This window comes from Streptomyces durmitorensis (assembly GCF_023498005.1).
Classification (GTDB): Bacteria; Actinomycetota; Actinomycetes; order Streptomycetales; family Streptomycetaceae; genus Streptomyces; species Streptomyces durmitorensis.
Genome location: NZ_CP097289.1, coordinates 2,143,638 through 2,156,193, shown reverse-complemented (window position 1 = coordinate 2,156,193; position 12,556 = coordinate 2,143,638). Strand labels below are relative to the sequence as shown.

Here is a 12,556-nt window from a genome sequence, read left to right as displayed (position 1 = left end):
GACGGGCTGAAGATCCACCCGACCGGGGAGATCTTCAGCCCGTCCGTGGCTGAGAGGGGGAGCCCGGGGGAGCCCCTACGCCGCAGGCCCCGAACTGGCCAGCGCGGCCGACAGCTCCACCGCCACCTCCTGCAGCACCGGCACGATCTTCTCCACCGCGGCCTCGGTCACGCGGCCCGCCGGGCCCGAGATCGAAATGGCCGCCGCCGTGGGGGAGTTCGGGACCGAGACCGCCAGGCAGCGCACCCCGATCTCCTGTTCGTTGTCGTCGACCGCGAAGCCCGCCTTGCGGACCTCCTCCAGCGCGTCGAGGAAACCCTCGGGCGTGGTGATCGTCTTCTCCGTGGCCGCGGGCATGCCGGTGCGGGCGAGCAGGGCCCGTACCTCCTCCGGCGGGGTGTGGGCGAGGAGTGCCTTGCCGACGCCCGTGGAGTGGGGCAGGACCCGGCGGCCCACCTCGGTGAACATCCGCATGGAGTGCTTGGACGGCACCTGCGCGACGTACACGATCTCGTCGCCGTCGAGCAGCGCCATGTTCGCCGTCTCGCCGGTCTCCTCGACCAGGCGCGCGAGGTAGGGGCGCGCCCAGGTGCCGAGGAGGCGCGAGGCCGATTCGCCGAGGCGGATCAGGCGCGGGCCGAGGGAGTAGCGGCGGTTGGGCTGCTGGCGTACGTAGCCGCAGGCGACCAGGGTGCGCATCAGGCGGTGGATCGTGGGGAGCGGAAGGCCGCTGCTGGCGGAGAGCTCGCTCAGGCCGACCTCGCCTCCGGCGTCCGCCATCCGTTCGAGGAGGTCGAAGGCGCGCTCAAGGGACTGGACACCACCGCTGGCAGCGGGCGGCTTGGAGGCGGCGACTTCGGTGGAGGCGTCGCTGGCGCTTGACGTCGGCACGGCGCAGTCCTTTCGGGGCTGACGGGCAAGGCAGCAGCCTACCGGGCGGTTCCTCGCAGGGGCCCTGACCGGCCCTGGCGTCTTTGCCGGTCAGGGGTGGTCGGGGACCGGTCGGGGAGCCTTTGTCCGCTTCTCCGCCGTCACGTCTGGTGATCGTTTGACGGCCCGGTTGTGCGTAGCTACGTTCTGGCCTGCGGAATTCTAATTCCACTTTGTGGAAACGTCCAGAGTGCGTCAGGTGGCCTCTTGACGGTTCGAGGTCGGCCGTGAAGACTCATTCAACAGAACGTTGAATTCCGTTTAGCGGAACCGAATGGTCTGTGTAGCGGAAAAGAACGAATCAAGAAGGCAACAGCGAAGAGAGGGCGTTGAGGACGTGGACGTAGAACTGGTGCTGCGCTCGACCCGCGTGATCACCCCGCAGGGAACCCGCGCCGCGTCGGTCACGGTCTCCGGGGGGAAGATCGCGGCCGTGCTCGCGCACGACGCCGACGTACCGGCCGGGGCCAGGATCGAGGACCTCGGCGACGACGTCCTGCTGCCCGGGATCGTCGACACGCACGTCCATGTGAACGACCCGGGCCGCACGGAGTGGGAGGGCTTCTGGACCGCCACCCGTGCCGCCGCCGCCGGTGGCATCACCACCCTCGTCGACATGCCGCTCAACTCCCTGCCGCCGACCACCACGGTCGACAACCTGCGGACGAAGCAGGACGTCGCCCGCACCAAGGCGCACATCGACGTCGGCTTCTGGGGCGGCGCCCTGCCCGACAACGTCGGCGACCTCAAGCCCCTGCACGACGCCGGCGTCTACGGCTTCAAGTGCTTCCTCTCGCCGTCGGGCGTCGACGAGTTCCCGCACCTCGACCAGGACCGGCTCGCCACCTCCATGGCGGAGATCGCGGGCTTCGGCGGACTGCTCATCGTGCACGCCGAGGACCCGCACGAGCTGGACGCCGCCCCGCACAAGAGCGGCCCCAAGTACACGGACTACCTGGACACCCGGCCGCGTGTCTCCGAGGACGTCGCGATCGAGGGCCTCATCGGGCTCGCCAAGCGGCTCGGCGCCCGTGTCCACGTACTGCACCTGTCGTCGTCGAACGCGCTGCCCCTGATCGCCGCCGCCAAGCGCGAGGGCGTCAAGCTCACCGTCGAGACCTGCCCGCACTACCTCACGCTCACCGCCGAGGAAGTCCCGGACGGCGCGAGCGAGTTCAAGTGCTGCCCGCCCATCCGCGAGGCCGCCAACCAGGACCTGCTCTGGGACGCGCTGGACGACGGCACCATCGACTGCATCGTGACGGACCACTCGCCGTCCACCGCAGACCTCAAGACCGACGACTTCGCGACCGCGTGGGGCGGCATCTCCGGGCTCCAGCTCAGCCTCCCCGCGATCTGGACCGAGGCCCGCAAGCGCGGCCACAGCCTCGAGGACGTGGTGCGCTGGATGTCGACGCGCACCTCCGAACTGGTCGGACTCGACCAGAAGGGCGCCATCGAGGCCGGCCGCGACGCCGACTTCGCGGTCCTCGCGCCCGACGAGACCTTCACCGTGGACCCCGCGGAGCTGCAGCACCGGAACCGAGTCACGGCGTACGCGGGCAAGACCCTCAGCGGCGTCGTGAAGTCCACCTGGCTGCGCGGCGAACGCATCCTGCACGGCGGCGAGTTCAGCGAACCCGCAGGCCGACTTCTGGAAAGGAAGAACTGATCACTGTGACGGCGATACCCAGCTTCACCGGCGACGCGAGCCCCTACGGCGGCGGCGACCCGTACGCGGACTACCGCACCGCCGACTTCCCCTTCACCCAGTACGCGAACCTCGCGGACCGGCAGCTCGGCGCGGGCGTGATCGCCGCCAACGACGAGTTCTTCGCTATGCGCGAGAACCTGCTCCTGGCGCACGACGCCGTCTTCGACCCGGAGCACTTCGGGCACAAGGGCAAGGTCATGGACGGCTGGGAGACCCGCCGCCGCCGTGGCGTCTCCGGTGAGCACCCGTGGCCCACCGCTGACGACCACGACTGGGCGCTCGTACGCCTCGGCGCCCCCGGCGTCGTCCGCGGCATCGTCATCGACACCGCCCACTTCCGCGGCAACTACCCGCAGGCCGTCTCGGTCCAGGGCGCCAACGTCGAGGGCTCGCCGACCCCCGATGAGCTCCTCGCGGACGACGTGAAGTGGACGACTCTCGTGCCCCGCACGGCAGTCGGCGGCCACGCGGCCAACGGCTTCGCCGTCGACGTCGAGCAGCGCTTCACGCACCTGCGCGTCAACCAGCACCCGGACGGCGGCATCGCGCGCCTGCGGGTGTACGGCGAGGTCGTCGCCGACCCCAAGTGGCTCGCCACGCTCGGCACGTTCGACGTGCTCGCCCTGGAGAACGGCGGCCAGGTCGAGGACGCGTCCGACCGCTTCTACTCCCCGGCCACCAACACCATCCAGCCGGGCCGCTCCCGCAAGATGGACGACGGCTGGGAGACCCGCCGCCGCCGCGACAACGGCAACGACTGGATCCGCTACCAGCTCGTCGCCCAGTCCGAGATCCGCGCCGTCGAGATCGACACGGCGTACCTCAAGGGCAACTCGGCGGGCTGGGCCGCCCTTTCGGTCCGTGACGGCGAGAGCGGCGAGTGGGTCGAGGCGCTGCCCCGCACCCGTCTGCAGCCCGACACCAACCACCGCTTCGTCCTTGACGCCCCGGTCGTCGGCACGCACGTGCGCATCGACATCTTCCCGGACGGCGGCATCTCCCGGCTGCACCTCTTCGGTTCGCTCACCGAGGCGGGCGCGAGCCGTCTGACGGCACGTCACCAGGAGCTCGGCGGCTGATCGAAGCCCGCTGAAGCCCGCTGAAACGTGGGGCGCACCGGGTGGAAAGCCCCGGTGCGCCCCATCACCATGCCCGCGGTGCCGCGCGACCATGCGCGCGGTGTCGCGCCCCGTAAGCGGAGCGGTCAGGCTCCGTAGCCGCCGTCCACCACCAGCTCCGCGCCCGTGATGAACGCCGCGTCGTCTCCCGCGAGATAGGCGACGAGCGAGGCCACCTCGTCCGCCGAGCCGAATCGGGCGAGCGCCGTCGCCGCCTTCTGGGGCTCGGCGTAGGGCCCGTCGGCCGGGTTCATGTCCGTGTCGATCGAGCCCGGGTGCACGACGTTCACGGTGATGCCCCGCCCCGCGAGCTCACGGGCCAGCGGCTTGGTCATGCCGACGAGCGCCGCCTTGCTCAGCGCGTACAGCGTCGCGCCAGGGCCACCCGCGAAGCGCGCGAGCCCGGATCCGGTGGAGATGATGCGGCCCCCGTCGGCCAGCCTCCCGGCCGCCGCCTGCGAGGCCAGGAAGACCGAACGTACGTTGACGGCGAGCACCCGGTCGACGTCCGAGAGCGCCAAGTCCCCTATGGGGCCGAGGACTCCGATGCCCGCGTTGTTCACCAGGATGTCGAGGCGGCCCAGGTCGTCCGCCGCGCGCTCCACCGCGCCCGCCGCGTCCCCGGGGTCGGCCGCGTCGGCCCTGATGGCGAAACCGCGGCGGCCCGCCGACTCGATCTTGGCGACGACCTCATGAGCGGCGGCCTCGCCGTTGACGTACGTGATGGCCACATCGGCGCCGTCCTGTGCGAGCCGCAGCGCGATCGCCGCGCCGATGCCGCGGCTGCCGCCGGTCACCAGAGCCGTCTTGCCGGTCAGAGAAGACATGTTCGTGAACCTCATTCGCGTGGTTATGTTCCGCAATGCGGTGAGAAGTGCTTGTGGGTTCAATGAAAGCGGGCGGCACGTGCCGTGGCTGGCGGGAAATGGACACCGAAGCCGCCACGGCCTCCGCCCGGACCGCACGCGGACAGCACGGACCGCTCAGTGAGACGGCCGCCGCCGTCCCTTCCCGGCGTGATCTCCGCCGGATACGGTGATCGACCCACGTGAGAGCCGCCGAAGTCTCCACATCGCCGCATCCGTTGGAGACCGCGCCCCGTGTCGACGCTCGCCGCCCCCGCCGCGCCCGCAGTGCGCCGCGCCTGGCTCACCGATCTGCCCGTCCTGCTCGTCGCCGTGGTCTGGGGCGCCAGTTACCTGGCGGCGAAGGGCATCACGACGACCCACACGGTCGTCGCCGTCCTGGTGCTTCGGTTCGCTGTCGTGCTGCCCGCGCTCGTGATCGCAGGATGGCGCGGCCTGCGCGCGCTGACGGCACCGCAGTGGCGCGGGGCGGGAGTGCTCGGGCTGATCCTGAGCGGGATCTTCCTCCTGGAGACGTACGGCGTCGTCCACACCTCGGCGACCAACGCGGGCCTCATCATCAGCCTCACCATGATCTTCACGCCGCTCGCCGAGGCCGCGGTGACGCGGAAGAGGCCGCCGCGCGCCTTCCTGGCGGCGGCCGGGCTCTCCGTGCTCGGCGTGGTCCTGCTGACCCAGGGCGGCGGCTTCACGCAGCCTTCGCCGGGCGACGGTCTGATCCTCCTTGCGGCGCTCGCGCGCACCGTGCACGTCCTGGCGATGTCGCGGATCAAGGCTGTCCGGGCCGCCGGGGAAGCTGACGCGCTCTCGCTCACCACCGTCCAACTGGGCTCCGCCGTCGTCGTGTTCGCGGTGCTCGCCGCCGCGGGCACGGGGGCGTCGCCCTGGTCCGTCGCCGCGGACTTCGGCGCGCGCGAGTGGGCCGGACTGCTCTTCCTCTCCGTGTTCTGCACGCTCTTCGCCTTCTTCGTGCAGATGTGGGCGGTGCGCAGGACGTCTCCCTCGCGGGTGAGCCTGCTGCTCGGCACGGAGCCGTTGTGGGCGGCCGCGGTGGGGATCGCGCTGGGCGGGGAACGGCTGGGTGTGGTGGGTCTGGTGGGAGGTGCGCTGGTTCTGGTGGGGACCAGCTGGGGGCGCAGGGTGCGGTGATAGCTTCCGTGGTCGATCAAGCAGTCTGTGGTCGATCATGCGGTCCGTGGTCGATCAAGCAGGGGGAGACCATGAACGAGTACTTCGAGCAGGAATTCGCCGCGGGCGCGCAGAAGCGCCGCGTCTGGGGCGGCGCGCTGCTCCTCGCGGCGTGCGTCATCTGGATCGCGCTCGCGTACCAGCTGATGGCACCGTTCAGCGACGGGGACGACTCGTACGCCAACAGCCGCAAGTGCCAGTCGATGCTGTTCTACGAGGGCGACGACCCGACCTGGGCCGAGGCCACGTGGGACGACTGCCGTGCGGAGCGCAGGTGGCCCGAGATGCTGGGCTGGCTGGGGCTCTCGGTGCCGCTGTCGGTGGGCGGCGCGGTGCTCTACACCAGTGGGTCCACCAGTCTGCGGATGCGCGAGTACATGGCGGAGCACCGCATCGCCGCCGCGAAGGCCGCGGCCGACAAGGACTGACGGCAGCAGACAAGGACTGACGGCGACCGACAAGGACTGACGGCGGCCAACCGGTGGCGCTTGGTTAACTCCCGGAAAATTCACTGCACTTGACGTTGACACGACAACCTCTACGCGCGTCACACTGGTCGCATGCGAATCCCCCCACGAATCGTGAGCGTCACAGCCCTCGCCGCCGCCCTGCTCATCGGCGGCCCCGTCGCCGCCTCCGCGAGCGCGTCGCCGGACAACCATTCCCCCGTGTCGACGGCGTACGCCATCACCGCCGTCGGCGACATCTGCTACTCCGCGCTGCCCTCCCAGGCGCACGACACCCTGGACCTGATCGAGGCGGGCGGCCCCTACCCGTATCCGCAGGACGACACCGTCTTCCAGAACAGGGAAGGCATCCTGCCCTCGCAGGGCTCCGGCTACTACCACGAGTACACCGTGGTGACGCCGGGCTCACCCGACCGCGGTGCGCGCCGCATCGTGACCGGTGAGAAGAACCAGGAGGACTACTACACCGCAGACCACTACGAGTCCTTCGACCTGGTCGACTACGCCTGCTGACACACGGTCCCGGCGGGCCGGCGGGCCGGCGGGCTGGCGGGCTGGCGGGCTAGCGGGTCTTCCGGCTCTTCCGGCTCTCCGCGACGGCGAACAGTGCGAGCGCGAGCACGATCAGCGTGACGCCCGCGTAGATCTCGTAGCCGTCGAGGAACCCGATCCGCTGCACGATGCCCCAGCCGCGCAGCCGGCCGGTCAGCTCGTGCACCAGGGCGGCCACGCCCTGGATCAGGAGAAGGACGCCGAAGACCTCAAGTACCTGCTTCATACCGAAGAGCCTCGCCCCGTGGACCCCCCACGCACATCGGCCACGGGGTGAGGCCTCTTCCTCCTGGCCCCCTCCGAAAGTCTGCGTGTGCGCGACTTTGGTAGACGATCACGTCCGGACGGCGCCCGATGCCCCTGACAGTGCGTAGATTTGTCGACCATGAGCGGCAGTGAGCCCCCGGCGGTCCCTTCGGCGCACTCGGCCCCCTTGGCCAGGCGTCCCTGGGCGCTGCCCTCGGCCGTCGCCGCGGAGTTCGACCCGGACCGCGCGACGACGAAGGGCAAGGGCAAGGGCAAGGGCAGGCGCAGGCCCCGGCGGACCGTGCGCGACTGGCTGGTCGACTTCGCCTGCTTCGCCGTGGCCGTCGGCATCGGCATGGTGGGCGCGGAGGCGGTCGGCAACAACCCGCACGTCTCGCCCGGTATCGCGGAGGCCGACCAGGTCATCGGCGCGCTCGCCTGCGCCGCCGTCTGGCTCCGCAGGCGTTGGCCGGTCGGTCTCGCCGTGGCCATGGTGCCGGTCAGCGTGCTCTCCGACACCGCGGGCGGCGCGGCGGCGGTGGCCCTGTTCACCCTCGCGGTGCACCGGCCCTTCCGGTACGTCGGCTGGGTCGGCGGGGTCTCGATCGCGCTGGTGCCGGTCATCTACCGGCTGCGGCCCGACGCCGACCTGCCGTACCTGGTCGCCATCCTGTTCGGAACGCTGCTCAGCGCCTCCGTCATCGGCTGGGGCATGTTCGTGCGCTCCCGCCGCCAGCTCCTGCTGAGCCTGCGCGACCGCGCGATCCGCGCCGAGAACGAGGCGGCGCTCCGTGCCGAACAGGCCCAGCGCCTGGCCCGCGAGTCCATCGCCCGCGAGATGCACGACGTGCTCGCCCACCGCCTCACCCTGCTCAGCGTGCACGCGGGCGCCCTGGAGTTCCGCCCGGACGCGCCCCGCGAGGAGGTCGTCCGCGCGGCCGGGGTCATCCGGGAGAGCGCGCACGAAGCGTTGCAGGACCTGCGCGAGGTGATCGGCGTCCTGCGCGGCAGCGGCAGCGGCAGCGGCAGCGGCAGCAGCGGCGACGGCGAGGCGTCCGGCCGCCCGCAGCCGACCCTCGCCGCCCTGGAGACCCTGGTCGCCGAGTCCCGTGACGCGGGCATGAAGGTCGCACTCGACCACCGCGTCACCGACCCCGAGGCCGTGCCCGCCGCCGTCGGCCGCACCGCCTACCGCATCGCCCAGGAGGGCCTGACCAACGCCCGCAAGCACGCCCCGGGCGCCGAGGTGACCGTCCTGGTCTCCGGGGCGCCCGGTGAAGGCCTCACCCTGTCGGTACGGAACCCGCCGCCGCCCGGCGACGTGCCGAACGTCCCCGGTTCCGGCCAGGGGCTGATCGGCCTCACGGAGCGGGCCACGCTGGCGGGCGGCCGCATCGAGCACGGGGCCGCGGGTGACGGCGGCTTCCGGGTCGACGCGTGGCTGCCGTGGGACTCGTCCGCCGGCCGTGGCGATCAGCTGTGACCGCCGGGGAACCCTTTCAGTGCGGTCGTGTGCCGGGCGAACGGGACGTCGTGGCCACGGAGTTCTCGACCGCGGGCACCCTGGCCGCACGCCGAATCGGCAGACGTGACGCGGACGTGACGCAGACACGATCGGCAGCCGATGATCTCGTTAATGTGGAGCCCATGAACCCCATCCGCGTGCTTCTCGTCGACGACGACCCGCTGGTCCGCGCAGGCCTGTCCTTCATGATGGGCGGCGCGGACGACATCGAGATCGTCGGCGAGGCTGCGGACGGCTCCCACGTCGCCCCGCTGATCGCCGAGCTGCGCCCCCACGTCGTCCTGATGGACATCCGCATGCCCACGATGGACGGCCTCGCGGCGACGGAGGCCCTGCGCAAGCGCCCGGACGCCCCCGAGGTCATCGTCCTCACCACCTTCCACGCCGACGAGCAGGTCCTGCGGGCCCTGCGGGCCGGAGCGGCCGGGTTCGTCCTCAAGGACACCCCGCCCGCCGAGATCGTCGCGGCGGTACGCGCGGTCGCCGCGGGGGAGCCGGTGCTGTCCCCCACGGTGACACAGCAGTTGATCACCCAGGTGACCGGGGTGGACCCCCAACAGGGCCGCCGCGAGCGGGCGTTGGAGCGGCTCACGCTGCTGGGGGAGCGGGAGAGGGAAGTGGCGGTCGCGGTCGGCAGGGGCGCCTCGAACGCGGACATCGCGGCGGAGCTCTACCTGAGCGTGGCCACCGTCAAGGCCCACGTCTCCCGCGTCCTGACGAAGCTGGACCTCAACAACCGCGTGCAGATCGCGTTGCTGGCACATGACGCGGGGCTGCTCGACGGCGTGGAGTAGCCCCCGGGGCAGGCCCGGGGGGGCGGGGGATCAGCGCCCGGCGATCTCCTCGAGCCGCACCAACCGCCGTTCCCGCCGCGACAGTTCGCACGCCTCCGCGATCCGCAGCGCCTGAAGCGCCTCCCGGCCGTCGCAGGGGTTCGGCCGTTCTCCCCGTACGACATCCACGAACGCCGCGAGCTCCGCCTCGTACGCGGGTGTGAACCGTTCGAGGAAGCCGGGCCACGGCTTGTCGGGCGGCGGCGGTCCCGAGGGTTCCACGGACGACAGGGGCATGCGGTCGTCGAAGCCGACCGCGATCTGGTCGTTCTCCCCTGCCAGTTCCATCCGTACGTCGTAGCCCGCGCCGTTGCGCCGCGTGGCCGTCGCCGTGGCGAGTGTGCCGTCGTCGAGGGTGAGGACCGCCGCGGCCGTGTCGACGTCGTCCGCCTCGCGGAACATCGCGGGCCCGGCGTCCGACCCGGTCGCGTACACCTCGGTCACCTCACGGCCCGTCACCCACCGCAGCATGTCGAAGTCGTGGACCAGGCAGTCGCGGTAGAGGCCGCCGGAGAGCGGGAGATAGGCGGCCGGCGGCGGCGCCGGGTCCGAGGTCATCGCGCGGACCGTGTGCAGCCGCCCGAGCCGCCCCGACCGCACGGCCTCGCGTGCCGCCTCGTACCCCGCGTCGAACCGCCGCTGGAAGCCCAGCTGGAGCACCGTGCCCGCGGACTCGACCTCCTGGAGCGCGGCGAGCGTGCCGGGCAGGTCGAGGGCGATGGGCTTCTCGCAGAAGACCGGAAGTCCGGCCCGCGCCGCCTTGCCGATCAGCTCGGCGTGCGCGGAGGTCGCCGCGGTGATCACCACCGCGTCCACGGCACCCGACCGGCCGAGCCCCGTGAAGACGTCGTCCACCGAGGCCGCGGAGGCCGCGCCGATCCGCGCCGCGAGCCCGGCCGCACGGCCGGTGTCCGCGTCGGCGACGACCAGGGCCTCCACCTCGGGATGCCGCTGAAGAGCCGCAGAGTGAAATGTGCCGATACGGCCCGTTCCGATCAGTCCGATGCGCATGGACCCACCCTCGCGATGCCCCGCGATCCTGTCAATCCTTTGTCCGGACAACAGAACTTCCGAACTTCCCGTCATCATTCCCTGCGACTACGCTCACAGCGTGTCCAAATCAGCCGCCAAACCAGCCGTGGACCCCACCGTCTCCCTCCAGCTCGGCGTCGACCGCAGCAGCCCGGTCCCGCTGTACTTCCAGCTGTCCCAGCAGCTGGAGGCGGCGATCGAGCGCGGCGCCCTGACCCCGGGCACCCTGCTCGGCAACGAGATCGAGCTGGCAGGGCGCCTCGGCCTGTCCCGGCCGACCGTCCGCCAGGCCATCCAGTCGCTCGTCGACAAGGGGCTGCTCGTGCGCCGCAGGGGTATCGGCACCCAGGTCGTGCACAGCCAGGTCAAGCGCCCCCTCGAACTCAGCAGTCTCTACGACGACCTGGAGGCGGCGGGCCAGCGCCCCGAGACCCGCGTCCTGCGCAACACCGTCGAGCCCGCGTCCGCCGAGGTGGCCGCAGCCCTCGGCGTGGCGGAGGGCGACGAGGTCCACCTGGTCGAGCGGCTCCGTCTGGCCCACGGCGAGCCCATGGCGTACCTGCGCAACCACATCCCGTCCGGGCTCCTCGACCTCGACACCCCGCGCCTGGAGGCCACCGGCCTCTACCGCCTGATGCGCGCCGCGGGCATCACCCTGCACAGCGCGCGCCAGTCCGTGGGTGCCCGCGCCGCCACCGCCGGCGAGGGCGAGCGGCTCGGCGAGCCCGCGGGGGCGCCGCTGCTCACGATGCAGCGCACGACGTTCGACGACACGGGCCGCGCGGTCGAGTTCGGCTCGCACATCTACCGGGCCTCGCGCTACTCCTTCGAGTTCCAGCTCCTCGTACGGCCGTAGGTCCCAAGTCGCTCACGGTCGTCAGAATGTTCTGACAAAGCCATTGACGCTGCCGCGCGCCCGCCGCTAGAACTCCCCCAGCCGCACTCGGGCGGCCGGGAGAAGAGGTGGTCCCCATGCGTACCCCCAGTCGTACCCCCAGGCGTAGCCCCATGCGTACGGCCCGCGCAGCCCGCACGGCAGCGGCTCTCACCGCGGTGATCGCGCTCGCGGCCGGGTGCAGCGGCTCCGGCGGCAAGGACGACGAGGACAAGTCCGGCGACGGCGGGGGAGGCGGCAAGGGCGTGAACACGCCCCGCCTCAAGATCGCGATGGTCACGCACTCCGGCGAGGGCGACACCTTCTGGGACATCGTCCAGAGCGGCGCCAAGCAGGCGGCCCGCAAGGACAACGTCGATTTCCTCTACTCCAACGACAAAGAAGCCAAGGGACAGGCCGAGCTCGTCCAGTCGGCGATCGACAAGAGGGTCGACGGCATCGTCGTGACCCTGGCCAAGCCCGAGGCGATGAAGGCGGTCCTCGGCAAGGCTCAGGCCGCGGGGATACCGGTCGTCACGATCAACTCCGGCGGCGAGTTCTCCGCCGACTTCGGCGCCCTGAGCCACATCGGCCAGGACGAGTCCGTGGCGGGCGAGGCGGTCGGCGACGAGCTCACGCAGCGCGGCAAGAAGAAGGTGCTCTGCGTCATCCACGAACAGGGCAACGTCTCCCTGGAGCAGCGCTGCGCGGGCGTCAAGAAGACCCTCAAGGGCTCGGTCGAGAACCTGAACGTCGAGGGCACCAACGCGCCGAACGCCCAGTCCTCCATCAGCGCGAAACTCCAGGCGGCCAAGGACATCGACGCGGTGGTCACCCTCGGCGCGCCCATCGCCGCCCTCTCGGTGAAGGCCAAGGAGGACTCCGGCAGCAAGGCCGAGGTCGCCACGTTCGACCTGAACGCCGAGGTCGTCAAGCGCCTCAAGGCCAAGGAGGTGGGCTTCGCCGTCGACCAGCAGCCCTACCTCCAGGGCTATCTCGCCATCGACGAACTGTGGCTCTACAAGACCAACGCGAACGTCCTGGGCGGCGGCAAGCCCGTCCTGACCGGACCCGCCATCGTCACCGAGAAGGACGTGCCGAAGCTGGAGAAGTACACCGCCCGCGGTACCCGATGAACACATGCGTGATCCGCGTGGTCGATACTTGGGCCGCTGGGGCCGGGGATCCGGACCGGCCTCACCGAGGAGCAG

General features: G+C 71.2%; 13 protein-coding genes. 9 read left to right on the top strand and 4 right to left on the bottom strand.

Translation table 11 applies throughout. From position 1 onward, the window contains the following. Window positions 1-75: 75 nt before the first annotated feature. Window positions 76-891, bottom strand: coding sequence for an IclR family transcriptional regulator (locus M4V62_RS09890; protein WP_249586870.1), 816 nt, complete (start codon window positions 889-891; stop codon window positions 76-78). A 376-nt stretch (window positions 892-1,267) separates the two neighbouring features. On the opposite strand from M4V62_RS09890, the gene allB reads away from it, so the two are divergent. Together allB and alc are read left to right on the top strand one after the other, a co-directional pair. Continuing rightward, complete coding sequence (gene allB / locus M4V62_RS09885) at window positions 1,268-2,602, top strand: allantoinase AllB (protein WP_249586869.1); 1,335 nt, start codon at window positions 1,268-1,270, stop codon at window positions 2,600-2,602. 5 nt (window positions 2,603-2,607) lie between these two features. After that, complete coding sequence (alc, locus tag M4V62_RS09880; RefSeq protein WP_249586868.1) at window positions 2,608-3,723, top strand: allantoicase; 1,116 nt, start codon at window positions 2,608-2,610, stop codon at window positions 3,721-3,723. Between the two features lie 125 nt (window positions 3,724-3,848). On the opposite strand, the gene M4V62_RS09875 is transcribed toward alc, so the two are convergent. Next, complete coding sequence (locus tag M4V62_RS09875) at window positions 3,849-4,589, bottom strand: SDR family NAD(P)-dependent oxidoreductase (RefSeq protein ID WP_249586867.1); 741 nt, start codon at window positions 4,587-4,589, stop codon at window positions 3,849-3,851. A 273-nt stretch (window positions 4,590-4,862) separates the two neighbouring features. Here M4V62_RS09875 and M4V62_RS09870 point away from each other — a divergent pair, with 273 nt between their 5' ends. From M4V62_RS09870 to M4V62_RS09860, 3 genes are all read left to right on the top strand, one after another. After that, entirely contained in the window at window positions 4,863-5,777 is a 915-nt protein-coding gene (locus M4V62_RS09870; protein ID WP_249586866.1) for a DMT family transporter, read from the top strand. A gap of 71 nt (window positions 5,778-5,848) precedes the next feature. Further along, window positions 5,849-6,244 carry a hypothetical protein gene (locus M4V62_RS09865; protein WP_249586865.1) on the top strand — a complete coding sequence of 132 codons (396 nt, stop codon included), beginning with the start codon at window positions 5,849-5,851 and terminating at the stop codon, window positions 6,242-6,244. Window positions 6,245-6,376: 132 nt separating this feature from the next. Beyond that, window positions 6,377-6,796, top strand: a complete 420-nt coding sequence (locus M4V62_RS09860) for a guanyl-specific ribonuclease (protein WP_249586864.1) — start codon at window positions 6,377-6,379, stop codon at window positions 6,794-6,796. Between the two features lie 49 nt (window positions 6,797-6,845). Here M4V62_RS09860 and M4V62_RS09855 read toward each other — a convergent pair whose 3' ends face one another. Next, window positions 6,846-7,061: a hypothetical protein gene (locus M4V62_RS09855; protein ID WP_249586863.1), complete on the bottom strand. Its 216-nt coding sequence runs from the start codon at window positions 7,059-7,061 to the stop codon at window positions 6,846-6,848. Window positions 7,062-7,220: 159 nt separating this feature from the next. On the opposite strand from M4V62_RS09855, the gene M4V62_RS09850 reads away from it, so the two are divergent. Continuing rightward, complete coding sequence (locus M4V62_RS09850) at window positions 7,221-8,564, top strand: sensor histidine kinase (protein ID WP_249586862.1); 1,344 nt, start codon at window positions 7,221-7,223, stop codon at window positions 8,562-8,564. 164 nt (window positions 8,565-8,728) lie between these two features. After that, window positions 8,729-9,400, top strand: coding sequence for a response regulator (locus tag M4V62_RS09845; RefSeq protein WP_249586861.1), 672 nt, complete (start codon window positions 8,729-8,731; stop codon window positions 9,398-9,400). A 30-nt stretch (window positions 9,401-9,430) separates the two neighbouring features. Here M4V62_RS09845 and M4V62_RS09840 read toward each other — a convergent pair whose 3' ends face one another. Further along, window positions 9,431-10,450 carry a Gfo/Idh/MocA family protein gene (locus M4V62_RS09840; RefSeq protein ID WP_249586860.1) on the bottom strand — a complete coding sequence of 340 codons (1,020 nt, stop codon included), beginning with the start codon at window positions 10,448-10,450 and terminating at the stop codon, window positions 9,431-9,433. 127 nt (window positions 10,451-10,577) lie between these two features. Here M4V62_RS09840 and M4V62_RS09835 point away from each other — a divergent pair, with 127 nt between their 5' ends. Together M4V62_RS09835 and M4V62_RS09830 are read left to right on the top strand one after the other, a co-directional pair. Further along, window positions 10,578-11,327 carry a GntR family transcriptional regulator gene (locus M4V62_RS09835; RefSeq protein WP_249592763.1) on the top strand — a complete coding sequence of 250 codons (750 nt, stop codon included), beginning with the start codon at window positions 10,578-10,580 and terminating at the stop codon, window positions 11,325-11,327. A gap of 152 nt (window positions 11,328-11,479) precedes the next feature. After that, window positions 11,480-12,481 carry a sugar ABC transporter substrate-binding protein gene (locus M4V62_RS09830; protein ID WP_249586859.1) on the top strand — a complete coding sequence of 334 codons (1,002 nt, stop codon included), beginning with the start codon at window positions 11,480-11,482 and terminating at the stop codon, window positions 12,479-12,481. Window positions 12,482-12,556: the final 75 nt, after the last annotated feature.